The 26,416-nt window shown below is 70.6% G+C and carries 17 protein-coding genes; 2 read left to right on the forward strand and 15 right to left on the reverse strand.

Features of this window, described 5'->3' with window-relative positions:
• Nucleotides 1-432: 432 nt before the first annotated feature.
• The 4 genes from NR792_RS08030 to NR792_RS08045 are packed head-to-tail and all read right to left on the reverse strand — an operon-like array spanning nucleotide 433 to nucleotide 11,001.
• Nucleotides 433-2,178, reverse strand: a complete 1,746-nt coding sequence (locus tag NR792_RS08030) for an acyl-CoA dehydrogenase family protein (protein ID WP_375759484.1) — start codon at nucleotides 2,176-2,178, stop codon at nucleotides 433-435.
• Complete coding sequence (locus tag NR792_RS08035; RefSeq protein WP_375759485.1) at nucleotides 2,175-2,930, reverse strand: thioesterase II family protein; 756 nt, start codon at nucleotides 2,928-2,930, stop codon at nucleotides 2,175-2,177. Before NR792_RS08035 ends, NR792_RS08030 begins: the two co-directional genes overlap by 4 nt.
• The gene (locus NR792_RS08040) at nucleotides 2,927-5,926 is read right to left on the reverse strand and encodes a type I polyketide synthase (RefSeq protein WP_375759486.1); all 3,000 of its coding nucleotides are present in this window, start codon (nucleotides 5,924-5,926) and stop codon (nucleotides 2,927-2,929) included. The genes NR792_RS08035 and NR792_RS08040 overlap by 4 nt, the downstream gene beginning before the upstream one ends.
• Nucleotides 5,923-11,001, reverse strand: coding sequence for an amino acid adenylation domain-containing protein (locus NR792_RS08045; RefSeq protein ID WP_375759487.1), 5,079 nt, complete (start codon nucleotides 10,999-11,001; stop codon nucleotides 5,923-5,925). The genes NR792_RS08040 and NR792_RS08045 overlap by 4 nt, the downstream gene beginning before the upstream one ends.
• A 338-nt stretch (nucleotides 11,002-11,339) precedes the next feature.
• Here NR792_RS08045 and NR792_RS08050 point away from each other — a divergent pair, with 338 nt between their 5' ends.
• Entirely contained in the window at nucleotides 11,340-13,700 is a 2,361-nt protein-coding gene (locus tag NR792_RS08050; RefSeq protein ID WP_375759488.1) for an Ig-like domain-containing protein, read from the forward strand.
• A gap of 57 nt (nucleotides 13,701-13,757) precedes the next feature.
• On the opposite strand, the gene chrA is transcribed toward NR792_RS08050, so the two are convergent.
• From chrA to NR792_RS08080, 6 genes are all read right to left on the reverse strand, one after another.
• Nucleotides 13,758-14,918 carry a chromate efflux transporter gene (gene chrA / locus NR792_RS08055; RefSeq protein ID WP_375759489.1) on the reverse strand — a complete coding sequence of 387 codons (1,161 nt, stop codon included), beginning with the start codon at nucleotides 14,916-14,918 and terminating at the stop codon, nucleotides 13,758-13,760.
• Between the two features lie 70 nt (nucleotides 14,919-14,988).
• A complete protein-coding gene (locus NR792_RS08060; RefSeq protein WP_375759490.1) occupies nucleotides 14,989-16,368 on the reverse strand; it encodes an ABC transporter permease in 1,380 nt (459 codons plus the stop codon).
• On the reverse strand, nucleotides 16,365-17,801 hold the full coding sequence (locus NR792_RS08065; protein ID WP_375759491.1) for an ABC transporter permease: 1,437 nt from the start codon (nucleotides 17,799-17,801) through the stop codon (nucleotides 16,365-16,367). Before NR792_RS08065 ends, NR792_RS08060 begins: the two co-directional genes overlap by 4 nt.
• Complete coding sequence (locus tag NR792_RS08070; protein WP_375759492.1) at nucleotides 17,798-18,538, reverse strand: ABC transporter ATP-binding protein; 741 nt, start codon at nucleotides 18,536-18,538, stop codon at nucleotides 17,798-17,800. The genes NR792_RS08065 and NR792_RS08070 overlap by 4 nt, the downstream gene beginning before the upstream one ends.
• A 355-nt stretch (nucleotides 18,539-18,893) precedes the next feature.
• On the reverse strand, nucleotides 18,894-19,301 hold the full coding sequence (locus NR792_RS08075; RefSeq protein ID WP_375759493.1) for an arsenate reductase ArsC: 408 nt from the start codon (nucleotides 19,299-19,301) through the stop codon (nucleotides 18,894-18,896).
• Between the two features lie 1,329 nt (nucleotides 19,302-20,630).
• The gene (locus NR792_RS08080; RefSeq protein WP_375759494.1) at nucleotides 20,631-21,014 is read right to left on the reverse strand and encodes a DUSAM domain-containing protein; all 384 of its coding nucleotides are present in this window, start codon (nucleotides 21,012-21,014) and stop codon (nucleotides 20,631-20,633) included.
• Nucleotides 21,015-21,385: 371 nt separating this feature from the next.
• On the opposite strand from NR792_RS08080, the gene NR792_RS08085 reads away from it, so the two are divergent.
• Nucleotides 21,386-21,943, forward strand: coding sequence for a hypothetical protein (locus NR792_RS08085; protein WP_375759495.1), 558 nt, complete (start codon nucleotides 21,386-21,388; stop codon nucleotides 21,941-21,943).
• Between the two features lie 3 nt (nucleotides 21,944-21,946).
• Here the strand turns inward: NR792_RS08085 and NR792_RS08090 are convergent, their stop codons facing one another.
• The 5 genes from NR792_RS08090 to NR792_RS08110 all read right to left on the reverse strand — a co-directional run bounded on the left by NR792_RS08090 (nucleotide 21,947) and on the right by NR792_RS08110 (nucleotide 26,410).
• Complete coding sequence (locus NR792_RS08090; protein ID WP_375759496.1) at nucleotides 21,947-22,828, reverse strand: DUF3014 domain-containing protein; 882 nt, start codon at nucleotides 22,826-22,828, stop codon at nucleotides 21,947-21,949.
• Nucleotides 22,829-22,897: 69 nt separating this feature from the next.
• Nucleotides 22,898-23,950, reverse strand: coding sequence for a hypothetical protein (locus tag NR792_RS08095; RefSeq protein WP_375759497.1), 1,053 nt, complete (start codon nucleotides 23,948-23,950; stop codon nucleotides 22,898-22,900).
• Between the two features lie 11 nt (nucleotides 23,951-23,961).
• Nucleotides 23,962-24,837 carry a ribonuclease H-like domain-containing protein gene (locus tag NR792_RS08100; RefSeq protein ID WP_171437932.1) on the reverse strand — a complete coding sequence of 292 codons (876 nt, stop codon included), beginning with the start codon at nucleotides 24,835-24,837 and terminating at the stop codon, nucleotides 23,962-23,964.
• Nucleotides 24,837-25,274, reverse strand: coding sequence for a (deoxy)nucleoside triphosphate pyrophosphohydrolase (locus NR792_RS08105; RefSeq protein WP_120525487.1), 438 nt, complete (start codon nucleotides 25,272-25,274; stop codon nucleotides 24,837-24,839). The genes NR792_RS08100 and NR792_RS08105 overlap by 1 nt, the downstream gene beginning before the upstream one ends.
• The gene (locus tag NR792_RS08110) at nucleotides 25,271-26,410 is read right to left on the reverse strand and encodes a PQQ-binding-like beta-propeller repeat protein (protein ID WP_375761585.1); all 1,140 of its coding nucleotides are present in this window, start codon (nucleotides 26,408-26,410) and stop codon (nucleotides 25,271-25,273) included. The genes NR792_RS08105 and NR792_RS08110 overlap by 4 nt, the downstream gene beginning before the upstream one ends.
• Nucleotides 26,411-26,416: the final 6 nt, after the last annotated feature.

A 26,416-nucleotide genomic window follows, 5' to 3' on the forward strand; every position in this document is an offset into this window, starting at 1 on the left:
CTCGGGCCCCGGGCACCGCGAACCTGTCCGACTGTCGGACAGCTTTTCACCGCGTACCGGGACGGCGCGGCCTCGGGCCTCGGGCACCGCGAACCTGTCCGACTGTCGGACAGCTTTTCACCGCGTACCGGGACGGCTCGGCCCCGGGCCTCGGGCGGCGCCAACCTGTCCGACTGTCGGACAGCTTTTCACTGCTTACCGGGACGGCGGGGCCCGGGCCTCGGGCACCACGAACCTGTCCGACTGTCGGACAGCTTTTTCACCGCGTGCCGGGACGGCGCGGCTTCGGGCCTCGGGCGGCGCCAACCTGTCCGACAGTCGGACAGGTTTTGTGCACGGCGCTCCTGGCGGGCGGCGCGGCCCGTATGGGGTCAAAGAAGCTTGTCCTCCACAAAGACGGCGCGGGGCCGTTTGCGCGATGCGCCATGCGGATCATTTCCGGAGGAGCACGTCGGACAGCAGGAAGTCGAGCGTGTCCCCGGACAGCCAGCGCTCGCTCACGCCCGCGAAGTCAGGCTCCGTGTCGGCGTCGGCCTGGCGCCAGAGGTCCTCCAGCCGGAAGCGCGCGGCGGTGCAGTAGACGTCCGCCAATGCATCGGCGTGGGGCTGTCCCCGTGAAGCCAGGGCCGACGCGTGGGCCAGCGTGATGGACATGGTGAACAGCTCGTTGCAGAGCTGGTTCATCAGGATGAGCGTCCGCTGGCGCGCGTGCAGGACTCCCGCTTCCGGATGGCGGCGCGACAGGTCCAGGCTTCGCTTCGCGAGCCGGTGCACCTCACGGGCCGTGTGCTGGAGGTGCTCGCGGTTGCGCGGGGACAGGTGCTCCTCCACCGGCAGGGGGGCCGGGGGCGACTCCAGCTCCGCCGCGTGCGAGGCCGACGGGTAGTAGAGGGAGAACAGCCCTTCGCGCGCGGCCTTGTGGTCCACGAGGAAGTCCACGCCGCCCGCGACCCGGAAGGCCCGGGCATCGCGCAGCGTGCGCTCCAGCGGAACCGGGGTCGCGCCACGGGCGGCCTTGCTCTCGGAGGTCTCGTAGCCTTCCGCGGCGAGCAGCGACATCGTCCGGTCCGTGATGCGCGCGCACGTCAGGGACGCGATGTTCTTGGCCGCCACCTGTTCGAACCAACGCAGGGGCAGCGTGTCCGCCGTCACGCCCGTGAGGCTCCAGCGGGCCACGCTCTCCATGGCGAAGACCTCCGCCGCGGTGGCGGACACCTGACGCTGGATCTCATCGAAGTCCCCCAGCCTGCGCCCCTGCGCGAGGCGCCGGTGGAGGAAGTCGCGCGACCACTGGAGGCACTTCTTGGAGAGCGCCAGCGACGCCGCCACGATGATGTACATGCGGCCCAGGGCGCTGAGCGGCTCCAGCAGCGGCGTGTTCCGCCAGTGCTCCTGCGCCATCGCGAGCATCCGCTCCTTTGGCACGCGCACGTTCTCGAAGCCCAGCGCGGCGATGGGCAGGCCGCGCAGGCCCATCAGCCCGTGCTCGGCGCGGACGTGGAAGCCGGGGCTGGAGGTCTCCACGAAGAAGAGGCTGATCTGCTCGCGGCCGTCCTCCTGGAGCGTCGCGGTGACGTTCAGCAGGTCCGCGATGGACCCGTTCCCGATGAAGACCTTCTCGCCGTTGAGCACATAGGCCGTCCCGTCCTCCGTGGGCACGGCGGTGGTGGACGCGCGCCGAACGGAGGCGCCGATGGGCTCGGTGTCGGCCCAGCCGGAGATGACCCCATCGGCGACCCGGCCCCGGACGTAGTCCTTGAGGGGACCGTCCTGCACGGCTTCGATGATGGCGCCCGCGCCCAGGCCACTGTGGATGGCCAGCGTGTAGCCGACGGGCAGGCACACGCTCATCACGGCTTCGATGACGCGGAAGGTGTTCAGCATGGAGAGGCCCCGGCCTCCCAGCTCCCGCTCCACCTGGAGCTTGTAGTAGCCGCGCGAGCGCAGGGCCTCTCGCAGCTCCGGCGGGATGCGTCCCGTGCGCTCAATCTCGGCCGGGTCCACGTGCGCCTGGAGGAACTGCTCGACCTCGGCGATGACGGCGTCTCCCTGCCGGCGCTCCTCGGGGTCCTGATCAGGGAACGCGCGGACGAGGTCCCAGCGGAGCTTCCCCGCGAAGAGCTGGCCCAGGAAGCCCTCGCGGCTGCGGGTGGCGGGGTGCAGCGGCTCATGGCTCATGGGTTCGGGTTCCTTGGGGAGAGGGGCTCCGCGATGAGGCGCAGGAGGGTGGACTTCGGTTCCGGATCCCGGAGGTAGAAGTGGCCACCGGGGAGCAGGTGGAGCGCGAAGGGCCCGGTGGCGTGGACACGCCATGGCTCCAGCTCCGCGCGGGTCAGGTCGTCCTGGGTGCCGCCCGTGACGGTCATCGAACAGGGAAGAGGCGCGCGGTCTTCATGCCGGTGGGACTCCACGAGGAGCAGGTCCGCGCGCAGGCCCGGGAGGATGAGCTCGCGCAGCTCTTCGTCCTCGCGCAGCTCGTGGATCAGCTCGCCGTAGGTGGGCTCCAGGGCGGCGAGGAGTCCGTCCTCGTCCAGGTGGCTCGCGGGGATGCCGCGCGGGGGGAGCTGGGGGGCCGGGGCCGCGGAGAGGAACAGCGCGTCGGGGATTGCCCGGCCCAGGTCGCGCAGGCGGCGCGCGGTCTCGAAAGCCACGAGCGCCCCCAGGCTGTGACCGAAGAACGCGAAGGACGTTCCGAAGTCCACCTCGCGCACCAGTGCGTCCACCAGGTCGTGCAGCCGCGTGAACGGCGCTTCTTCCGCCCGAGCCCCCCGGCCCGGAAGCTGGATGCCCCAGACCTCGATGTCCGGGAGCAGGTCCGCCCAGCGGACGTACTCGCCCACGGAGCCGCCGCTGTGCGGGAAGCAGAAGAGGCGCAGGGAGGCCTCCGGACGCCGGATGCGGCACGCGAGCCAGGGAGAGGGGGGAGTCATGACTGCGCGGACTCCTCGATGAAGCGGGTCAGTCGGGCCACGGTGGGCGCGCGGAAGATGGCCTTCACCTTGAGCGGCGCGGAGACATGCGGACGCAGCCGGGCAATGAGCTGCGCCGCCATCAACGAGTCGCCTCCCAGCGCGAAGAAGTTGTCATGGATCCCGACCCGGGCCAGCCCCAGGACCTCCGCGAACGCGGTGGCGACCCGGCGCACGACTTCGTCCTCGGGCAGCTCCGGCGCCTCGCTGGTGCCCATGGGCTCAGCGTCGGCCCGCATGGGCACGTCCGTGGCGATGACGACAGCGGGCTTCGTCACCGTCGCGGACGTGCCCGGCGCTTCGACTTCCACGAGGTAGCGCTGCCGTTCAAACGGGTACGTGGGCAGCGGCACCCGGCGGCGGCGGGCGCCCCCGTGCAGTCCCTGCCAGGAGAGCGGGACGCCCGCGCTCCACAGGCGTCCGGCGGCGGTGAGCGCGCTGACCGCATCGGACGTGTTGTCCGCGGGATGGGGGAGGGTGGCCACCGTGAGGTGGGGGCCCACGCCGGGGTGCTGACGAGCCAGCGTCGCCAGCGTTCGTCCGGGTCCGACCTCCAGGAAGATGCTCGCCGGGCCGGCGAACAACGTGTTCAGCGCATCGCCAAAGCGCACGGTGTGGCGCAGGTGCGCGGCCCAGTACGCCGGGTCCACGGCCTCTTCCGCCGTCACGGCCACGCCGGTCCGATCGGAGATCCACGGGAGCTGCGGAGGATGCCGCTCGACGCGTTGGACGCAGGCGGTGAACGCGGTCAGTGACGGCTCGACGAGCGGTGAATGTCCCGCGCCTGGAATGCGCAGCAGCTTCGGCTCCACACCGCGCGCAGTGAGCCCCGCTTGGAGCGCTTCAATCTCCGCCACCGGGCCGGACACCGCGCACTGCGCGGGCCCGTTCACGGCCGCCAGTGCGAGCCCTCCGTGAAGCAGGGGCGCCAGCTCCGACTCGGGCAATGGCACGGCCAGCATCGCGCCCGAGGGCAGACTCGCGAGGATGCGCGAGCGCTCCAGGACCAACCGCAGCGCGTCCTCCAGCCGGAACACCCCGGCCACCGTGGCCGCGGCATAGGCCCCCAGGCTGTGCCCTACCACCGCGGCGGGCTGCACGCCCCAGCGCTTCCACAGTCGCGCCACCGCGTACTCGATGACGAAGACGGAGAGCTGGCCGGTGACGAACTCGCGCATCCGGACAGCCGCCTGCTCCATCGCGACGGCGTCCGAGGGATCCGGATGGAGCACCGTCCCCAGGTCGAACCCGAGGAGCGGCGTCAGGTGCGCACGGCACGCGTCCACGGCCTCACGGAACGCCGGCTGCGAATCGTACAGCTCCCGGCCCATGCCCACGTGCTGTCCACCGTGCCCGGGGAACATGAACACCACCTGGCGCTCACCGGCCTCCTGCCGCGAGGAGTCCTCCTGTTCCGTCAGTGCACGGAGCGCATCGGCGGGGTCCTGGCCCACGGCGAATGCGCGGTGCTTGTGCGCGCCACGTCCCACCTGGAGCGTCCAGGCGACGTCCCCCAGGTCCACCTCCGGATGCGCGCGCAGGTGCCCGCCCAGTCGGTCCACGGCGTGGGCCAACGCCGCGGGGCCATGGGCCGACAGCACCAGCAGTTGCGGGGAGCGCGACCGTTCGGAGCCGGGCAGGGCGGGCGCTTCTTCCAGCACGGCGTGCGCGTTGGTGCCGCCAATGCCCAGGGAGCTGACACCGGCCCGCCGGGGATGCCCCCCGGTGTCCCAGTCCCGCAGCGCCGTGTTCACGCGGAAGGGGCCGTGCGCGAAGTCGATCTCCGGGTTGGGCTGCTCGAAGTTCAGGCTGGGTGGCAGCTTCCGGTGCTCCAGCGCGAGCACCGCCTTGATGAAGCCCGCCACGCCCGCCGCCGCATCCGTGTGGCCGATGTTCGTCTTCACCGACCCCAGCCAGCAGGGCTGACCCTCGCGAGCACCGAAGGCCTTGGTCAGCGCGGCGACCTCGATGGGATCTCCCAGTCGCGTGCCGGTGCCATGCGCTTCGAGGTAGCTGATGCTCGCGGGCTCCACACCGGCGACATGCAGGGCGGTCTCGATGACGCGGGACTGGCCTTCGACGCTCGGCGCGGTGAAGCCGATCTTCCCGGCGGCATCGTTGTTGACGGCGGTACCCCGGAGCACGGCACGGATGGTGTCCCCATCCTCCAGCGCATCCGCGAGCCGCTTGAGCACCACGATACCCGCGCCATTGCTGCCCACCGTGCCCTGCGCCCGAGCGTCGAACGCGCGGCATCGGCCGTCCGGAGACAGCGGCCCGCCCTCACTGTAGTGGCCGAACCGGGGCGGCACGTGCACCGACGCGCCTCCCGCCAGCGCGATGTCACAGTCACCCGCGAGCAGCGCCTGCGCGGCCAGGTGGATCGCGACCAGGGACGTGGAGCACGCGGTCTGCACGGTGACGGCCGGCCCGCGAAGTCCCAGCTTGTAGGCCACGCGGCTGGTGAGGAAGTCCACGCCCGTGGCCAGCCGGAGCTGCCAGTCACTCGCACCCGCGAGCAGGTCCCTCCGGGCGCGCAGCGTGGACAGATAGTCCGTCTCGCTCCCGCCCGCGAAGACGCCAATGGCGCCCCGGTAGCGAGCCGGATCATACCCGGCGTCCTCCAGCGCCTCCCGCGCGCACTCCAGGAACACGCGGTGCTGCGGATCCAGCATCAGCGCTTCCTGCGGCGAGATGCCGAAGGCCGCCGCATCGAACCGGTCCGCGTCGGCGACGAGACCGAAGGCGGGCACCGCCTCGCCGACAGCGCGCTCGGTGGGAGGTTCGGCGCAGGGCCGTCCGTCCGGACCGAAGAACGTGATGGATTCGACGCCGCCAACGAGGTTGGACCAGAACTCCGCCGCGTTGGCCGCACCGGGGAGCCGGCACGCCAGGCCCACCACCGCGAGGTGCGCGGAGCGATCCTCTTCCTCCATCAGGTCGAGTGACGCGCTCATTCCACTTCCTCCCGGGAGCGGTCCGACGTCAGCCGGCCCTGACGGCCCAGCAGGCGCGCACGCCCACTGCGCCGTTGCTCCTGGCGCTGCTCCTGCGCGGCCGCGGCCTCGCCACCATCGTCCCGGCCCTGGAGATGTCCGGCGAGCGCACGGACGGTGGGGAACTCGAACAGCGTCACCATGGGCACGTCGTGGCCCATGCGCTGTTTCAAGAGGTGCTGCACCTGGGCCAGCAGCAACGAGTGGCCACCGAGGTCGAAGAAGTTGTCCTCCGCGCCCACGCGCTCCAGGCGAAGCGTCTCGCACCAGATGCCGGCGATCCGCCGCTCCTGTTCGTTCGCGAGCGGGACCTGGGGCGCCTGGGTTCCAGGCGTGGGCTCGGGCAGCGCCCGCTCATCCACCTTGCCGCCGTGGGTGAGCGGCAGCGCCTTCAGCTCCACGTAGGCGGAGGGGATCATGTACGCGGGCAGCTCGCGGGCGAGGTGCTCACGCAGCCGCGCCGGCGTGGGCACGGCCTGCCCGGCACGAGGCACGAGGTAGCCGACCAGCTGAGGCACTCCACCTGGAGGGCTCCACGCGCGAACGTGCGCCTCGGAGAGTCCCGGATGCGTGCGCAGCCGCACGGAGACCTCCGCGGGCTCCACGCGGAAGCCACGGACCTTGAGCTGCGCATCCATGCGGCCCAGGAACTCGAGCGCCCCGTCCGGCCGGCACAGGACCCGGTCACCCGTGCGGTACATGCGCGCGCCCGGGTGCGCGGCATACGGGTCAGGGAGGAAGCTCGCGGCGCTGAGGTCCGGGCGGTTCAGGTAGCCGCGCGCCACGCCGGCCCCTCCCAGGTACAGCTCACCCGCGACACCTGGAGGGACCGGCTGCAGCTCCGCATCCAGGACATAGGCCGAGGTCCCGTCGATGGGCTGGCCGATGGCGGGCAGTGCTTCCTCCGGCCCCGCTGGCAGCACCTCGCCGGAGGTGGCCGTCACGGTGGTCTCGGTGGGGCCGTACTGGTTGAACAGCCGCCACGGGAGTCCGGGCGCCGGACGCGCGTGGAGCCGGTCTCCGCCCGCGAGCACCGTGCGCAGCTCGCACGCCGCCGGCCATGGCAGGGCCAGCAGACGTTCCGCGAGCGCGGTGGGCAGGTCCGTGAAGGTGATGCGTTCAGAGAGGAGCCACGCCTGAAGCCGCTCCGGGGACAGGCGCACGTCCTGAACAGGCACGTGCAGCGTCGCGCCCGCGGTGAGTGCGGGCCAGACCTCCGCGACGGACGGATCGAACGCGGGCGAGTACAGCAGCGTGGTGCGGCTGTTCGCATTCAACCCGAACGCGCGTCGATGCCAGCCGACAAGGTGGGCCAGCGCGCCGTGCTCCACGACCACGCCCTTGGGGACGCCAGTAGAGCCGGAGGTGTACATGACGTAGGCACGCTGACCGGGACGCACCTCCGTGGGCAGCTCGCCCCGAGGCGTGCCGGGCGCACGGAAGTCCTCGATGCGCACGCGCTCCAGCGTGGCGGGAAGTCGATCCGCGAGGGGTCCGGTGGTGACCACCTGCCGGACACCAGCATCCCCGAGGATGAGCGCGATCCGCTCAGCCGGGTGCTCCGGATCCAGCGGAAGGAAGGCGGCTCCGGACAGCATCACGCCCAGCTCGGCCGTGACGAGGTCCGCACCACGAGGCGTGCAGACGCCGACGACCGACTCCACATCCGCGCCCTGCTGACGGAGCTGCGCGGCGAGCAGCGTCGCGCGCCGGACCAGCTCCGAGTAGGTGAGGGGGCCTGCCTCGTCGCGCACGGCCACCGCGTCAGGGGTCCGCAGGGCCTGCGCCAGGACCTGCTGATGCACTGGCGGCTCGGCATTGGCGGAGGTCGCGGAGCCGTTGCCCAGGAGGACCTGTCGCTCCGCGTCCGAGAGCATCGGCAGGCGCGACACCGACGTGCCGGGACTGGCCACCGCTGCTTCGAGCAACCGGAGGAAGTGCGCGGCCATCCGCTCCATCGTCGAGCGGTCGAAGAGGTCCCGGTTGAACTCCCAGATGAGTGAGATGCGCGCGTCGCCGCGCTCCTTGTCGCCCAGGTATCGGCCCGCATGCGGAATGGCCACGACGTCCAGGTCCACCTTCGAGGAGCCATTGCCGCGCTCGAAGATGGTGCACGAGGCCTCGCCCAGCCGGGGACTCCGCACGGCGGAATCGTGGAAGCTGAACATGGCCTGCACGAGCGGATTCCGGCTGGGGTCGCGCTTCACGCCCAGGGCTTCAATCAGCTTGAGGAACGGATACGTCTGGTGCTCCGCCGCCTCCACGGTGAGGTCCCGCACCTGGCGGACCAGCTCCCGGAACGACGGCGCGCCGGAGACGTCACACCGGAGGACGACGGCGTTGACGAACATGCCGATGACGTTCTCGATGTTCCGCACGCCCGCCCGGGCCGCGAACGCCGAACCGATGCACAGGTCCTGCTCGCCGGTGTAGCGATGCAGCAGCGTGGCGAAGGCGGCGAAGAGGGCGTTGAAGAGGGTGACACCCTCCGCCTGACAGAAGGCGCGCAGGGCACCGGGCAGGGCGGGAGGCAGCTCCAACCGGAGCAGGTCGCCGTTGAAGGTCTGCACGCGGGGACGCGGATGGTCGGTGCGCAGCGGCAGCACCTCGGGAGCACCGGCCAGCCGCTTCCGCCAGAAGTCGAGCTGGGCCTTCATGGCCGGACCCTCGAGCGCCTCGCGCTGCCACGACGCGAAGTCGCGGTACTGCACCGGAAGCTCTGGCAGCGGCGACGGCTCTCCTCGCAGATAGGCGTTGTAGAGCGCGTCCAGCTCCCGCATCAGCACGGAGAAGGACACGCCGTCGTGGACGACGTGGTGCTCCACGAGGACCAGCTCGTGATCATCCGGAGTCAGTCGGATGAGGGTCCAGCGCGCGAGCGGCGGCTCGAAGAGCGACAACGGCCGGCGCAGCTCCTGGCGAAGTGACTCTTCCCGCCGGTGCTCGCGCTCGTCCGAGGGCAGCCCGGACAGGTCGATCAGCGGGACCTGGACCGGCGTCACGGGGAGGACGCGCTGCCATGGCCGGCCGTCGACTTCCTCGTAGGTCGTCCGCAGCAGTTCGTGGCGCCGGGTGATCTCCGTCACGGCGCGTTCGAGCACCACCAGGTCCAGTCCGCCCAGCACTCGGACGGTCGTCTGCGCCTGGTAGGAGATGCTTCCGGGGGACAGCTTCTGGAGGAACCAGACCTGTTCCTGCTGCACGGAGAGCGGCGCCCGTTCGGGGTCGGCGACGCGGACCACGGGCGGCAGCGCGGCCTTCACGGGCACGGCCCGCCGCGACTCCAGCACGTTCGCCAGTTGGGAGATGCGGCGGTGGGCGAAGAGCTCCGTCAGCGACAGCGGGAGGCCCAGCACGTCCTCGACCCGAGCGGTGATCCGCGTGGCCAACAGGGAGTGCCCGCCCAGCTCGAAGAAGTCGTCCTCGATGCCGATGGCGTCGAGGTGCAGCTCCTCCTGCCACACCCGGACGAGCCCATGCTCCAGCTCCGTGCGGGGCGCGACGTACGCGCTGCTTCGGGTCGCGTGGGCTTCAGGCGTGGGGAGCGCCTGGACGTCGACCTTGCCGGTGGGACCCAGGGGGAGGGCGTCCACGACGACGAAGGTCCGGGGGAGCATGGCCTCGGGGAGCCAGGCGCGGAGGTGCTCGCGGAGCTGCTCCGTCCCGGGGACAGCCCGAGCGTCCTTCGGCGCGAACCACGCCACGAAGGAGACGTCGTGGCCTTCGGACCCGGCGGTGCTCCGCGCCATGACGTGCGCGGCTCCGACGTGCGGATGGGTCAGCAACGCGGCGGTGATCTCCGCGGGCTCGATGCGGATGCCGCGGACCTTCACCTGACGGTCCGAACGGCCGTGGAACTCCAGCGAGCCATCCGGCAACCGGCGGCCCAGGTCCCCCGTGCGATACAGCCGTTCGCCGCCGAAGCGGGAGAACGGATCCGGAATGAAGCGGTCGGCGGTCAGGTCCGGCGTGCCCACGTAGCCACGAGCCAGACCGGGGCCGCCGATGAACAGCTCTCCGGTCTCGCCCTCCGCCACGGGCCGCAGCTCCGGACCGAGGAGGTGGACCTCGACGCCGTCGATGGGCCGGCCGATGGACGGCAGCTGATCCTCAGGCGAGGTGTCACCGGGAGGGACGATCCCGGACGTGCTGTAGATGGTGCACTCCGCGGGGCCGTAGCCGTTCACGAGCTGGAACGGCAGCCCGGGCCTGGGGCGCAGGTGCAGCCGGTCACCGCCGGTGAGCACGAGGCGAAGGGCGCAGGACTCGGGCCAGGACAGCGGGAGGACGCGCTCGGCCAGGGGCGTGGGCAGGAAGACGCAGGTGATGTCCCGGGCCAGCAGCCAGTCCTGAAGCTTCTGGGGCGACAGGCGGGTCTCCTCGTCGGGAGGAAGCTCCAGGCGAGCGCCAGCGGCCAGCGAAGGCAGGAGGGCCATGACCAACGCATCGAAGCCCGGCGAGGCAATCACGCCGATGCGATCCGCTGGAGAGAGGCCGAACGTGCCGCAGTGGTACTCGGTGAAGGCGGACAGGGCCCGGTGGCTGATCATCACGCCCTTGGGCAACCCCGTGGAGCCCGAGGTGTGGATCACGTAGGCGAGGTGATCCGGCTGGACGGTGACGCCCGGGTTCACGTCCGGGAACGCATCAAGCCCCAGGGCTCCCGGGGCCAGGACCTGGAGGCCGTCCGCCGCGAGCCGCTCCACGGCCGGCCCAGAGCCGATGACGAACCGGGCTCCCGCCGAGACGGCCATGTACCGCAGGCGCTCAGGAGGGGCGGACGGGTCCAGCGGAAGCCAGGCCGCGCCGGCCTTGAGAACCCCCAGGACGGACGCCACCAGCTCCACGCCGCGTGGAAGGCAGACGCCGACGAGGACGTCCGGCCCGGCGCCCCGGGCCATCAGCGCATGGGCCAGCCGGTTCGCCTGCGCATTCAGCGCGGCATGGGTGAGGGAGCGGGCCCGGGAAGCGACAGCGATCTGGGAGGAGAGTTCGGTCGCTCGTCGCTCGACGAGCTGGTGGACGGGGGGCAGCAAGAATCCTCCAACTGGCGCCGCACCACGTCCGAACAAAATCAAGCGCTTAGCGGATTTAGGCCGTTTTCAGGATTTTACATGACCCGGTGACACACCGTGAGACACGCCTGTCTCACGGCCTGTCGCAAGGGAGTGCGGATCCACCCTGCTGGGTAGCCATCGAGAGGGAAGGGCATGGCGAGTCCCGAGGGACTTCCGTGGCGTGGGGCCGACTCAGAGGCGAAGGCGCGAGGACTACTCGTAAAGTCCCGCCCCCCTCCGCCGGGGCCTGCTGGAAGCGTGCTGCAAGGCCGAGCGCCCTTCGGGGGACTTCACTGTCCCAAGTGCTGGAGAAGTTCATGGAACGAAGACGTCAAAGCGGGCTGGCGGTGCTGGCCCTGGGCCTGGTGCTGGCACTGACCGGGTGTAGCGGCCAGCAGCAAGTCACGGAGGGCAGCGCGCAGGCAGTGGTGACGCTGCCGCAGGCCCTGAGCGCCAGCGACGTGGCCCGCGTGGAGCTCACGGTGAGCGGCGCGGGCATGACGACGCGCACGGACGCGCTGGTGAAGACGGGCGGGCAGTGGGGCGGGGTGCTGGGGCAGCTGCCCGTCGGCACCGGGCGCACCTTCAGCGCGCAGGCCTTCGACGCTTCCAACACCGTGCGGTACGCGGGCCAGGTGGCCAACGTCGCCATCCAAGCCAACCAGACGACGGCCGTCACGTTGCTGCTGCAGGAGGTGAATGCGCCTGCGCCCTTCGACAACGCGGCGCCGCGGATTCTCTCCCTGGTGGCCAGTCCCGGCACCGTGTCGCCGGGCGGGCAGGTGGCCCTGCAGGCCACCGCGGACGACCCCAACGCGGAGGATTCGCTCACGTATGCGTGGACGGCACCGTCTGGCAGCTTCAGCGCGCCCTCCAGCCTCACCACCGCGTGGACGGCGCTGGCCTCGGCAGGCCAGGTGGTGCTGACCCTGACGGTGACGGACTCCAAGGGTGCCAGCGATTCCCTCAGCGTCATCATCACGGTGAGCACCGGCAACGGCAGTGCCGCCGTCAACGTCGCCTTCAACACCTGGCCCCAGGTGACCCGGGTGACGGCCCTGCCTTCCTCCATCACCGTCGGTCAGACCACCCAGGTGACGGCCTTTGCCAGCGACTCGGATGGGGACGGCCTCAGCTACCAGTGGACGGCCAACTGCGCGGGCTCGTGGACGAATGCCGCTTCCGCCAGCGCCAGCTTCACGCCCTCGGACCAGCCCTCCAGTGGCACCTGCAAGCTGACGGTGCTGGTGCAGGATGGCCGGGGCGGGCAGGGCACGGGCAGTCTCACGCTCTCCGTCTCGACGTCGCCCACCACCGGGCAGTTCCCGCCCGAGGTGGTGGAGACGTTCCAGTCCGTTGCCTCGGTGCCCGCGGGCGGCGGCACCGTTGTCTTCCGGGTGAAGGCGAAGGACGCGCAGGGCAGCGCACTGAGCTTCACCTGGGCCACCAGTGCGGGCTCGCTGGGCACGGCCAGCAGCACCGCCACCACCAGCGAAGTCCTCTGGACGGCGCCTTCCTGCCTGCCCTCGGGAACCTCGCCCACCGTGACGGCTACCGTCACCAACGCCCTGGGCCTCTCCGCCTCCTATGTCTTCTCCCTCCAGGGAGGGAGCGCCTGCGCCACGGGCTTCGGAGCCCGTCTCGCCGCTGGCGACCACCACACGCTCGCCTTGAAGCAGGACGGCACCGTCTGGGCCTGGGGTTCCAACGTCTCCGGCCAGCTCGGCGACGGGGCGGCGACGAGCCGCCTCACGCCCGTGCAAGTGCCGGGCTTGGCGAGCGTCGCGGCCCTCACTGCTGGCGGCGCCCACACGCTCGCCTTGAAGCAGGACGGCACCGTCTGGGCCTGGGGTTCCAATGGCTCCGGCCAGCTCGGCGACGGGACGACGACGAACCGCCTCACGCCGGTGCAGGTGCAGGGTTTGACGGGTGTCGCGGCACTCAGCGCTGGCGCGTACCACACGCTCGCCTTGAAGCAGGACGGCACCGTCTGGGCCTGGGGTTCCAATGGCTACGGTCAGCTCGGCAACGGGACGACGGCGGACCAACCCACGCCGGTGCAGGTGCCGGGCCTCACCGGGGTGGTCGCCGTCGCCGTGGGTCACTCCCACGCCCAGGTGCTGAAGTCAGACGGCACCGCCTGGGCCTGGGGCGCAAACCACTGGGGCCAGCTCGGCGACGGGACGACGACGAGCCGCCTCACGCCGGTGCAAGTGCAGGGATTGACGGGCGTCGCGGCCCTCACCGCGGGCTGGGGTCAGACGTTTGCGTTGAAGCATGACGGCACCGTCTGGGCCTGGGGCTATAACGGCAATGGTCGGCTCGGCGACGGGACGGGCAATGACCGCCTCGCGCCCGTGCAGGTGCAGGGATTGACGGGCGTCGCGACCGTCACCGCTGGCGGCGCCCACACGTTCGCCTTGAAGAAAGACGGCACCGTCTGGGTCTGGGGCTACAACGCCTACGGCCAGCTCGGCGACGGGACGCAGACCGATCGCTACACGCCAGTGCAGGTGCCGGGCTTGACGGGCGTCGCGGTCCTTGCCGCTGGCCTCTACCATTCGCTCCTTTTGAGGCAGGACGGCACCGTCTGGGCCTGGGGCTGGAATGACTACGGCCAGCTCGGCGACGGAACACAGACGGTCCGCCTCACGCCCATGCAGTTGCTGAATCCCTGACGAGGCGCTGGGCGCCTGCGTTTGGCAGGCGCCCTTGGGCGGCTGAGATGCCTGTTGTCACCAGGGCCGCAGCAGCCCGGCGGCGGCACCGCCCAGCACCAGCCACGCCGAGTTGATCCGCCAGCGCAGGAGCAACAGCGCTCCGAGCGCGGCCAGAGCCACCGTCCACGCATCCACCAGGGCCGCACGTCCCAGCTGCCATGTCACCACGGCCATGAGGGCCAGCGAGGCCGCGTTGACGCCGTCGAGCACCGCGCCCGCGGTTCGAGATCGACGAAGCCGGGGCACCAGGGGGCCGCTGAGGGCCACGAAGACGAACGCGGGCAGGAAGATGCCCAGCGTCGCGAGTCCGGCACCGGGAGCACCGCCCACGAGGTACCCAATGAACGTCGCGGTGGTGAAGACAGGGCCCGGGGTGAACTGGCCCACGGCCACCGCGTCCAGGAGCTGGGCTTCCGTGAGCCAGCCCCAGTGTTCGACAAGGTCCGCACGCAAGAAGGCCAGCAGCACATAGCCACTGCCGAACAGCACGCTGCCGACCTTGAGGAAGAACAGGAAGAGGCCCCCCAGGCTGAACGGCACGGAGGCCGTGGCCGTCACGGCTGCCGCCCCTTGCAGGGCGAACGGCGCCAGTGCGAGCGTCGAACCGGGAGCGGATGCCGACCGCATCCGGAGCCAGGCCGCCAGGGCAGCGCCGGACACGGCCAGGATGAGCAGCTCGTTGATTCCAAACGCGCTCGCCACGGTCGCGCCGATGGCCACGGCGATCCGGGGGCGCGTCGTGAGGGCCGTCTTTCCGAGCCCCCACAAGGCCTGGAGCACCACGGCCAGGATGACGGGTTTGACGCCGTACAGGAGGGCGCCGGCTTGGGGCAGGGTGCCGAAACGCACGTAGGCCCAGGCGGCCGCGAGCGTCAGGAGCATCGCCGGGACGATGAAGCACACGCCGGCCACGACGAGCCCGGGCCAGCCCGCACGCCGGTGGCCCAGGTGGATGGCCAGCTCGGTGGAGTTCGGGCCCGGGATGAGGTGGGTGGCGCCCAGCAGGTCAAGGAACTCCTCGCGCGGCAGCCACCGGCGCCGCCGCACGAGCTCGTCTTCCATCATCGCGATGTGAGCAGCGGGCCCTCCGAAGGACGTCAGTCCCAGCCGGAGGAAGACCCGCGCGACCTCGCCGAGCGAGCCCGGCGGGACGTTGGAGGAGGGCGTGGAGTCCATGCGTGGCGGGCACCGGCAACCGACGAGAGCGGCCCGATGTTGCCAGATGGCGGGCAGGGGAGGTCGGCCCTCAGGACGTTCCAGGCGCCGCAGACAGCGACAGGGACCGCACGGCGGTGACGGCGGCGCCGGAGACGAGCGCCACCAGCACCAGCAGCCCGAGCAGCGACGGGACCGGAAGAGAGGCACTCGAGGGTCTGGGCGCGTAGCGGGGCACCTGCTCGAAGTCGGCCTTCTGGAACGGCCGCTCCTGGAACAGGTACGGGTAGTAGAAGTCACGAAGCCCGGTGTGGAACCGTTCGACGTCGTGCTGGTACGCCAGATGTGCCAGCAGGTCGCTGTCCGCGGTCCGGTGGAGGAGCGTCTGCACGGCGACCGCGGGCAGGAGCCAACCGAGCCGGGCCGTCCACACCTCGCGGGCCGTCAGGCTCCGGCGGTATTCAGCGACCTCGGCGGAGACCCCGTCGTCGCCCACCTCGTGCATGGCGTAGTACCACTTCCAGTGGAAGCGGCCGAGCACCGGAGGCGTGTCCTTCCACTCCGGATGCTTGACGAAGAAGGGTTGGAAGGTCTCCTGCTTGGGAATGTCCCAGGCGCGGTGCACCCGCTCCCGCTGGGCCAAAGTCAGGTCGATGCCCTTGGCCACGGGGAGGGCGCGGGAGATGACGGCGTTGGCCAGCGCGGGCGCCAACAGGGTCAGCACGATCCAACAGCCCATCAGCACGGCGCCATTGGCCGCCGAGCTCCGGCCCCGAGCGGCGACCCACAGCGCCAGCCCCAACCAGAACAGCACATAGAGCGCCGCCGCCAGGGCGACAGCGAAGCTCCCTCCCACCGGAGCCCCGGCAATCACCGCGCCCACCCCGAACGGCCCGAGCAGGGCCCCGAGGACCAGCAGGTAGCGCAGCGCGCTGCGACGCGCCCACACCCCGCGACCGGACACCGGCAAGGAGACCAGGAGCCGCAGCCGCCCGGCCTCACGTTCGCCCGACACCAGGTCGTACATCAGGGCGATGATGACCAGCGGAGCCAGGTAGATGAGCACGAAGGCGAAGTCGAAGGCGCCTGGCAGCGCGAGCTCCGGGTTCAAGGTCTCGGACTCGTAGAGCTGCGATTGGAGGCCCAGCAGCCGCACCCGCAGGACATAGGGCTGCACGTCCCGCTGTCCGAGCGCCGCGAAGGTCAGGGGCGACGGCGGATCCGTGGTGAGGTGGAAGGTGTAGTAGGCGGCGGAGCCCGCGTCTCCGTCGGGCTTGCCGTACTCCTGGACCACCGAGGCCCGGTCCAACCGCTGGGCGGCTTCCACCCGGCCGATGACAGCCCGCTGCCGGGCCGTCGCGGCAAGGCCCGCCGCGACCGACAGGGCGGACAGCAGCAACAACAACAGCAGCGCGCCCGCGCTCAACGGCGCCCGGAACAGCAACCTCACCTCCGCCTTCCAGGCACTCATCGCGCGACCTCCCCCAGACGACGGGCAGCCCAGGCACACCCCGCGAGCAAAGCCACCAACCAGCAGAGCAGGATCCCGAGGTTGGACCGGATCCGGTCGCCCGCCAGCTGGAGCATCTCCGGCGCCTGGTAGGTGAAGCCCGGCAGCGTCTTCCAATGCTCGGCGGCGATCCTTGGGTCCTCGCCAGCGTGCTGGTTCGGGATCTTCGTCACCTGCAGGTGGTTGAGCGCCTGGACGAAGCGATAGCGGTGCCGCTCCACCTGCTCGAGGAAGTCCTGGTGGCTCTCGATATCGGTGGAGGCCAGGCTCATGGACAGCTGACGCAGGGCGATGAGAGGGCTGAGGCTCCCGAACCGGCGTACGAGCTGGTTCTGCTCGGCTTCCCTGGCGAAGGACTCTCTCGCGTGGCGGTCGAACAGCTCGCTCGTCAGGCGCTCGCCCTCCATGCCCACCAGGCCCGCCCACTGGACCGGCAGCTCCTCGACCTTGGCGACCCCGTATCGGGCGAGGGTCTTCGCCTTGAAGCTCGCGAAGTACGGGTCGTCCGGATTGTGGCTGTCGCCGATCTGCTTGAGCTCACGATGGACCGCCACGTCCGTCTCGATGCGCGTCGGCGTCGGGATTCGCGCCACCGCGAGCTCGGGCAGGAGCCGGGGAACGAGGATGACCCCGCCCATCCAGAGCGCGACCAGGAGAATCAATGCGTCCTGGGCGCGCCGCACCCGCAGCGACACGAGCAGGGCCGCGACCGCCCAGATGAGGAGGTAGACGAGATAGCCGGACAGCATCAGCGCGCTCGGGACCGGCGGCACCCAGCCGGCGAGCGCCGCGACCGCGAGCACCCCCAGCGCGGGCGCGGCGACCAGGGCCACCACGCCGACGTAGGCCAACAGCTTGCCCGCGGCGAGCTCGGCCGGCCGCAGCCCCTGGGCCAGGAGCAGCCGCAGCGTTCCCTGCTCACGCTCCCGCGCGACGGCGCCAAAGGCGAGGAAGACGATGAGCAACGGAGCCAGCGTCTGCAGCACGAAGGCCGGCGTCAGCTGGCCGAACCGCAGCAGCAGCGAGGACTGCCGCGCTTCGCTGAAGTTGGCGCTGTTCTGCCGGTGACCTTCCAGGAACACCGTGGTGCCCGTGAAGCCGTCCACCCCCGGATCGAAGAACGCCAGCGCAGACAGGGGCCGGAAGACGAACTGGCCGTAATGCACCATGCGGTGCGGATGGCGGTCCGGCTGGGCGTCGAACGCCTCGTCCGACGCGGCCTGGTAGCGAGCCCGGGCCGCCTCCGTGGCGTTGCGCTGTTGCAGCCCCAGCAGGGCGGAGGTGACGGTCAGGGCCACGAGGATGAGGCTGGCGATCATCGCCACCCGGTTGCGCACCAGGGCGCGCCACTCCTCGGCGGCCACCCTCAGCACCTTCGTAGGTCGCGGGCTCATGCGGGCTCCCCGGCGCGCGCATAGCGCTGATGCAGGGCCCTGACGTCGAACCGCTCCTGGCCGGTGGCGGCCAGCTCCTCCTCGAGGCGGCCGCGCGCGAGGAAGCCAATCCGGTCGGCGATCTCCGCGGCGCTCAGCAGGTCGTGCGTCACCATCAACGTGGCCACGCCACGCCCACGGGCCGTGTCCAGCAGCCGGTTGAAGTCGCCGGTCGCCCTCGGGTCCAGGCCGGAGGTCGGTTCGTCCAGCAAGAGCACCGGCACGCGCCGGGCGATGGCGAGCGCGATCGCCACCTTCTGGCGCATTCCCTTGGAGAAGCCGCCCACGCGCTTCTCCCAGGCTTCGCGCGCCAGTCCGACCGCGTCCAGTGACGCGTCGATGTTCGCGGGGGAGCGCTGCGCGCTTCCGGCGATGGCCAGGAAGTAGTCGATGTTCTCTCTCGCGCTGAGGTGCTCGTAGAGGGCCACGTTCTCGGGGACATAGGCCAGGCGCGAGCGCGCGGCCCGAGGATCGACCGTCACGTCGTGGCCACACACCCGGGCCTGTCCCGCCGTGGGGCGAACCAATCCCAGAAAGACGCTGAGCGTCGTCGACTTGCCCGCGCCGTTGCCGCCGAGCAGGGCGTAGATCTGGCCCGGCTTCACGGTGAAGCTCAGCCCCCGAAGAACCGACTTCGCCCCGAAGTGGTGCTCGAGTCCGACCGCTTCCAGCGCGCCAGGAGTCACGATGTCCGACATGCGTCCCTCACTTCGAATCCACTGCGACCCCTCGCGACATCCGCCGCTCGGCCTCAGGATGTAGATGCAATCCAGTGGCATTTACAAGTGGATTGTCGATTCTGGACGACGTCCTCGCATGGCACGGAATGGGGCTCCTAATGGCCCCCGCACTCAGCGCATCAGCAAGCGGCACGAGCCGAACCAAACGGGCAGGGCGATGCAGAGACGCGCCGGAACCGGAGACCACCGTTGACTGGCCAATCCATCCGCGCGGCGCCGAGTCCCGCGTCCCTCGCCTCGTGAGGAGCGCTTCCGTCCGCGCTTTATAGGTGCGGATCGCGCGGCCTGGAGAGTTGACACCGACGTCCATCCATCAGCGCGCCAGGAGCCAGTGCTGGCGCGTCAGCAGACCGACCACGCGGGCCCGGACTTCATCGCGGATCTCACGCACACGGTGCATCGGCTGGCCCTTGGGGTCGTCCAGGGGCCAGTCGTCACGTTTCAGTCCCGGGATGACCGGACACGCGTCGCCACAGCCCATGGTGATGAGCCATCCGGCATTCCGGGCCAGTTCGTCCGTGAGGCGCTGAGGCAGGATGCCGGACAGGTCAATGCCGACTTCGGCCATGACGGCCTGGACCTCTGGGTGGATGCGCGCACCGGGCTGCGTCCCGGCGGAGAGGGCACGCGCTCGGGTTGGATCCGCGAGCGCGTTGAAGAACGCCGCCGCCATCTGCGAGCGGCCTGCGTTGTGGACACAGGCGAAGACGACCGTTTCCATCGCGCGGATTTCAGCAGAGGGGGTGAGAAGAGGCAGTGCCTTCGGCAGTCGTGGGCCGGGCGCCCGGCCCACGCGATTCAGAGGCGTGAGGGGAGTGCAACCCCATCCCTCCGGGTAGCCCCAACGGCGACGGATGGTGTGAGTGGGCTGTCCCTACTCGCACTTCCATTCAGTACGAGTCGTACCACTGGCAAAGAAGCAAGTAGAGCCCACTGGACTGCAATCTTGACCGTCCGGATTAACGGGGGGCCAGCATTCATTGGGAGGGCACGACGTGGTGCAATAACCGACTCGCTGCCAGATCCCCTCAGCGTCAAAGGAGCTGTAAGCGCGCGCATTCGTGGCAGGGTGCCGATCGACTGACGCAGAAGCGCTCTCATCGGCTCCACACCCCGAGGTGATGAGAGAAACCGACAACGCAAGGAGGAGCGGAAGCATGGCGTGGGTTGTTCTTTTCTGCATGGCGCTCTCACTTTCAAATTCAAAGGTGAATCGTTTACGCGAGACGGTCCGTTTTATTAGGCTTTGTGTTTGAGTGCACCGTCTTTGCGAGGTCGGGCGTGAGTGTAATGTCTGCGGACGCCCTATGGTTCCGTGACCCGGCACCCCCGAACCAAGCCTCTACCGCGCCCCTTGCGTGCATTTGACCGTTAACCGGTCAATCCGCCCGCTGGCAGCATGAGTCAAGGAAGAACAGGAAGAGGCCGCCGAGGCTGACCGGAACGGGGCCGTGGCAGCCATGGCCGTAACGCCGTTGAGAGCGAACGTCGCCAGAACGAGCGCCGGTCTGGAAGCGGGGGCCGGCCGGACGTGGAGCCAGGGCGCCACCGGCCACGGCCAGGATGAGCAGTTCGTTGGCACCCAGCGCGCTCGCCAGGGCCAAACCGGCGGCCACGGCGGCCCGGGGCCGGGTCGTCAGGGCCGTCTTGCTACAGGAGGGCGCCAGCTGGCCCCCGAAGGCCGTCAGTCCCAGCCGGAGGAAGACCCGCGCGACCTCGCCAAGCGAGCCCCGGGTGACGTCGCGGGAATGCGTTGAGCCCACGCGCCGTAGGAGCCCCGGGATGAACCGAAACCGGCGGAATCGCGGCGAATGGCGCCACGGTGCCGGGCAGGGAACGGGCCCCAACGAACCCCCATCAGGACTCCAGAGGCTTAGTTTACATAACGCTTCTTATCAGACGTTTCGACTAGGCGTTCCCCAAGGATTCCAGGCGCTTCCCCGGGCCACCCCAGGCCTCCATGGCCGTCCCCGCAACCGGTCTGGTGAGCCTCCCGGACCTCGGGTTGCTTCCCTCCGTTCTCACCAAGGCCCTCGCGCAGTGCCGACAACTACGTGTCGTCGGGGTCGTCTACGTGGTCCAGGTACGCCTGGAGCTGCGCTCGATAAAGCGGCACCACCTCCGCCGCCATCGCGTCCTCAAGCACCTTCCGCGCCCCGGCCCTATCCCCGTTCTCCTTGAGCGCATCCGACGCTCCGAACGCGCGTCCGAGGCGATATGAACCCTCACGCGTCCGTCGGTGAATCTCCCTTACGAGCGCGGCTGTTTCCGGCACGCTGCCGAGGGCTGCATCGGCGTCCGCACGGGTCATCCCCACCTGTGGTGCCATCCTACGCAGGAGCGCTGGTAGCTCAGGGTCTTGCGGCGGCAGTTCCGCTCCGTTCGCGAGCGCAAGCCCCAGGTCAATGACCTTCCGCCAGTCATCGGATGTCACCGCGCCACCCCAGGTCCACACATGTCGAACGGCCATTGCCGCTGCCCTTTGCAGCGCTCCATGCATGAACCGCAAGGACCGCCCCAATGCGGCTTCTTCGTGGACTGGCACCGCGCATACATGTCGATGCAGTGTTGCCGCCAGCCATCGTCCGCGTCTTCACTGGCGACCGTGCTGGTGGCCTTCTCGAACTCGCGAGCCCCCTGGTTGAGCATCCCAAGGTTGCTGCCAGGCAAAGCCCAACCGCCATCCAGCGAATCGCGTTCATCGAGCGAAACCTGATAGCACACCGTCGACCACCCACCTCCGGCCCACAGGCTCTGGAATTGGGTGCTTCCCGAGCCCGGTTCCGGAACGTACCTTGCCGGCCCATGCGCCTCTTCCGACGAACCGGACTCGCCGCGCTGTGCGGCCTCACTGCGGCCCTGCTGACGGGCTGTCCCGACAAGACGCCCCAGGGCCCCGTGGACGGCGGCGCCACCGGCGCCACGGCGACCCCGGATGCGGCTCCCGAGGCCGTGGTCTTCACGCTCCAGTACCAGTCACCGGACGCCGGCATGGCGCTCATCCCCCTGGCCATGGAAGAAAAACCGCTCGTGGAGCCCACCTCCGACCTGGAGCTGCGCAGCACCCTGGGGCTCAAGAACTACCGCGTCCGGCTGATGGACGAAGCCGACCGGGCCATGGTTTCCGACGACTCCGTGTCCGAGGCCGATGACGGCCTCGTGTACCGCATCCACCTGCCGCAGCCGCTCAAGACCGGCTACTCGTACACCCTGGTCGTGGACGCCCAGACGGGCTCGGCGTTCCAGGACTCGCGCGGCCGCGACGTGGAGGACCTCCGGGCCTCGTTCCAGATCATCGGCGAAAAGGAAAAGCCCAAGCCGCCTCCGCCGCCCGCCAAGGGCGGCAAGAAGAAGCACAAGTAGCCGTCATTCCTGCGTTTCGGACTGCCCCGGCGCCTGATCCGGCAGCGGCTCCGGCGTCGACGGCGCCGGGGTCGGCAGGTTCAGCGCCGTGCGGAGCTCCCGCAGCTTCGCCTGGATGAGCCGCATGTTCCCCGGGCCCATCCGTAGCAGGTGCTTCTGGGCCTTGCTCAGCCCCTCCAGCTCCGGCGACGCGTAGACGTACAGCGCGCCCTTGGGCAGCACCTCCACCGGCCCCTGCGGCACCGGCACCGCCAGCAGGTGCTGGATGGCCCGGCCGAACGCCGTCTCGAAGCCCTGATCCGGCGGCGCGATCTCCCGGTACGCCTGGTCGATGAGCGGCTTCAGCTCCCGGTACACCATCGCCGCGCCGGACGCGTCCAGCGAGCCCAACACCCGGGCCACCACGTCGTAGCGCGCGTAGCTCAGCGGCGCGATCTCCGAGCGCCCACCCGCCCCGGCCGCGCCCACCTGGAACGCCCCCGCGGGCGCCATGAACAACAGCGAGGCCCGGGGGCTCTCACCGTCGGCGATGTTGCTCACGGACGCGGTGAACCGGCGCGCCAGGTCGCGCTCCTGGAGCCACCGCGCCAGCTCCGGGTCCACCGACAGCTTGCCCACCAGGTCGCGGATCCGCCCGTCGCTCTCCGGCAACGACACCTCCGGGGGCGCTTGCGCCACGCCCGCGTCCACCACCGGGGGCGCCGTCACCACGGGCGCCTGCTCGCTCTGGCGCCGCATGCCGAAGTACGAACCCACCACCCCCAGGACAATCAGCGCGATCAGGATGCCCAGGACCTTGCCCCGCGACGGAGCCTTGGGCGGCTCGGCCTCCGGCGGCGGTGGATTTCCTCCTGGAACCGGGTTCACGAAGTTCGGGTCGCTCATGGTCCCGGACCTTACAGACAGGCCTCCGAGCCATTCCACGCGGGCGTGAACAAACCGCGCGGCCGGTGTTCACCGCGCACAGAGGACCTCGTCCGGCAGCCGCCAGAGCTGGCCGTCCTCGGGCGACAGGACGAAGCCGCCGGGCAGCAGGTGCACCGACGTGACGGCCTCCGTGGACAGCGGCAGCTCCCACGCACACACGGGTCGCAGCGAGCCGGGGTCCAGTTGAAGCAGGTACCACTCCCCCGCCTCCAACAGGTCCTCCACCGCCACCAGCACCGCCCCCGCCGTCACCAGCCCGGTGTACCCCGTGGCGAGCGTGCCCTGTTCCGGCAGCAGGAACTCCGCCGCCATCCGGGCCTCCGGATACGTCCAGCGCCGCACCCACGTGCCGCCCACGCCAATGAAGCCCGAGCCGTCCGGGAAGAAGCCCGCTGGATAGAACGGCGCATCCACCGACGCCACCGCCGCGCCACGCACGAGCCCCGCGGCGCCACGCTCCACGAACGTGAGCCACGTGCCCTCCTGGCCCTGGCTCACCGCCACTCCCATCACCGGCAGGCGCGGGTGCGGCATCCATTCGTGCAGTCCGTCCAGGTCGTCCTCGCCCACGGGCGGCGTGTCCAGCTCGAGCCCGGCCTCCGTCCCCGCGACGTCTGATAACGTTCGGGTATCCAGGACGTGCACGGCCGCCCGGCCATCCCGAGCGCCGCTCGTCCACAGCCCCTGGCCGGTGGCGTCGAACCCCAGCGCCTGCGTGGGCCGCGTCCAGGCCCGCGCGGGCGTCTCCACCGGACCGCCGTCCGGCGACTGGCCCACCATTTCAATCCGCCCGGGCCCGAGCACCGCCGCGCCCCGCAGCGACGGATGCAGCGCCACGAGCTGCGCCGTCCGGGGCAGCTCCAGCGCACGCGCGGGCGGCCAGGCTTCGCGAGCCCCCAGCACCGAGACGCGCCGCGCGCCCACGGCCAGCCCCACCGCGTCCCCCGAAGGCGTCAGGAGGAAGCCGTCCCCCGCCCACTCCGCGTCCGTCAGCGGCAGGCTCGTGAGCCGGGTGAGCGCCACGCGGCGGCTGGGAATGCCCCAGAGGGTGCCGGGCCGCGGCCGGCCGACCCAAGGCACGACCTGGCCGCTCAGGAATCCTGCTCCATGGCCCGCACGCGCGCGAGCGTGTCCAGGTCGCGTTCGGTGGGGCCCAGCTCCAGCAGCAGCCGGCTCACGTCGTAGAGCAGGTCCCCGCGCTCGAACACCTTCAGCCGGGGGACGTCCAGGTTCAGGTCGTCCGCGCCCTTGTTGTACGCGAGGTCCATCAGCGACCGGAGCTGGAACGAGTCGTAGAGGTTGTACTCCACCAGGTAGCGCAGGGCCTCCACGTCGCCGCGCCGCAGGTACGCGCGCCACAGCAGCACCGCGTCGTAGCCGTTGACGCCCTTGAGGTGCGGCGGCCGGCCCACGCCCAGCTTGTCTTCAATCTCCTTCAGCCCGCCGCCCATCCCCAGCCGCCGCGTGACGAAGCGCAAATCAATGTGCGCCTCCGGCACCGGGAAGTTCTTCGCGCCGAAGTACTCCTTGAGCACCGGCACGTCGAAGCACGAGCCGTTGAACGTCACCCACAGCCGCCGCGTCGCCATGGCCTCCGGCAGCGCGTCCATGTTCCGGCCCTGGATGAAGACGTGCAGCCCGGCGGCGTCGAACAGGCTCACCACCGTGGGCACCTGCGTCTGGCTGCCGTCCGTCTCGATGTCGAAGTAGACGGCGTCGTCCTGGAACTCGGGGAACAGGCGCCAGTGCTCGCGCGGCGGCACCATGCGGGCCAGCTCCTTCAGGTCCTTCCGGGCCAGGGCCTCGCGCGCCTCCGCGATGCGCTGGCGGGCCACCGTGTCCGCCTTGCGGCTGATGACGATGCCGCCGTCCGGGAAGTCATCCCAGGTCCGGATGCCCTTGGACCACAGGTCCTTCTCGCGCCACGGCCCCACGCCGGGGATGTGCTGGAACGTGTGCAGCAGCATCAATCGAGCGCACCCAACCTTCCCGCCAGGAGGTCGTCCAGGAGCGGCACGTCCGCCTCGCAGAACGGCAGCGCCTGCATCTCCGTGGGCGTGTGGAACGCCAGCTGGTGCGCGCCCAGCGGCTTCGGCTCTCCGGACACCAGCGTGGCCGCGTACACCGCGAGCTCCACCGTGAGGTCCGGGTACGTGTGCCGGCCCTCCCACAGGCGGCGGCCCACGGACAGCTCCACGTCCAGCTCCTCGCGGCACTCGCGCGCGAGGGCGGCCTCGTCCGTCTCGCCCGCCTCCACCTTGCCGCCGGGGAACTCCCAGAGCAGCGCGCGGCTGCCTCCGGGAAGGCGCTGCTGGACCAGGTACCGCGGCCCGCCGTCTTCCGGGCCGGGCCGGGGAATCAGCGCGGCCACCACCCGCACCGTCCGGGGCACGGCGCGCGTCACCCGCGCGGCCCCTTCTTCACGTTGTTCATGTCCAGCGAGTACAGGTACGCGTTGTTGGACAGCACGTACACCCGCGAGCCCACGACGAACGGCGGCGCGGAGATGCCCACGCCCGGGTTCCACGACAGGCGCGTCTTGCCCGTCGTCGGGTCCACGAACAGCAGCGCACGCTCGTTGGGCACCAGAAGCATTCCCCGGGCCAACACCGGAGCGAGCGCCGTCCTATCCTTGAGGGGGAGCGACCAGATGAGCTTCCCCGTCTCCCCCAGGTAGGCGTCCACGCGGCCGTCGCCGGTGGCGAACACCACCTCGCCCCGGGACAGCAGCGACGTCAGGCCGCCCACGCTGGTGTTCCAGATGACGGCGCCGGTGTCCGCCTCCAGGGCGTACAGGCCGTTCTTGTACGACGCGACGTAGAGCCGCCCCGCCGAGTCGATGGCCGGCGTGGTGTCCACGTCCAGGAACTCCGTGCCCGCGCCGGACAGGGACTTCTCCCAGATGACGCCGCCGTCCTCCAGCTTGAGGGCGACGAGGAAGCCGTCGGAGAAGCCGACGTACGCGGTGCCCTGGTCCACCTTCGGCGCGGAGGCGCCGCGGATGGTGAAGCCGGACGGCGGGTCGCGCCGGTACTGCCACACCCACGTGCCGTCCGTCGCCTTCACCGCGAACACCGTGTCGGTGTCCGTGGCCACCAGCACCAGGCCGTCCGCGAGCACCGGCACCGTGGCCAGCGACTCGTTGGTGGCGTACTTCCACTTCACCGCGCCGGTGCGGCCGTCGAGCGCGTACAGCACGCCGTCACCGCCCGGCATGTAGACGACGCCCTCGCTGGCGAGGCCGCCCGCGAGCGCCCGGGCCCCCGTGCGGAAGGACCAGGCCACCTGCCCGTCCAGGCCCACCGCGCGGATGTAGCCGTCACGCGTCTGGGCGACGACGTTCCGGCTCTCCGGGTCGTACACCGGGGAGGCGGGCTCGCGCGGCGAGTACTCCAGCAGCGGGACCTTGTCGACCAGCCCCTTCCACCAGTCCACCTGGAAGTAATCCACCGGCGGCTGACGGGGCGCCGCGGGCAGCTCCGGGTTGCCGTACAGCGGCGCCCGGGCACACCCGGCCAGGAGCCCCACCCCGGCCACCATTCCCAC

The organism is Corallococcus exercitus, from assembly GCF_042231735.1.
Taxonomy (GTDB): Bacteria; Myxococcota; Myxococcia; order Myxococcales; family Myxococcaceae; genus Corallococcus; species Corallococcus exercitus_B.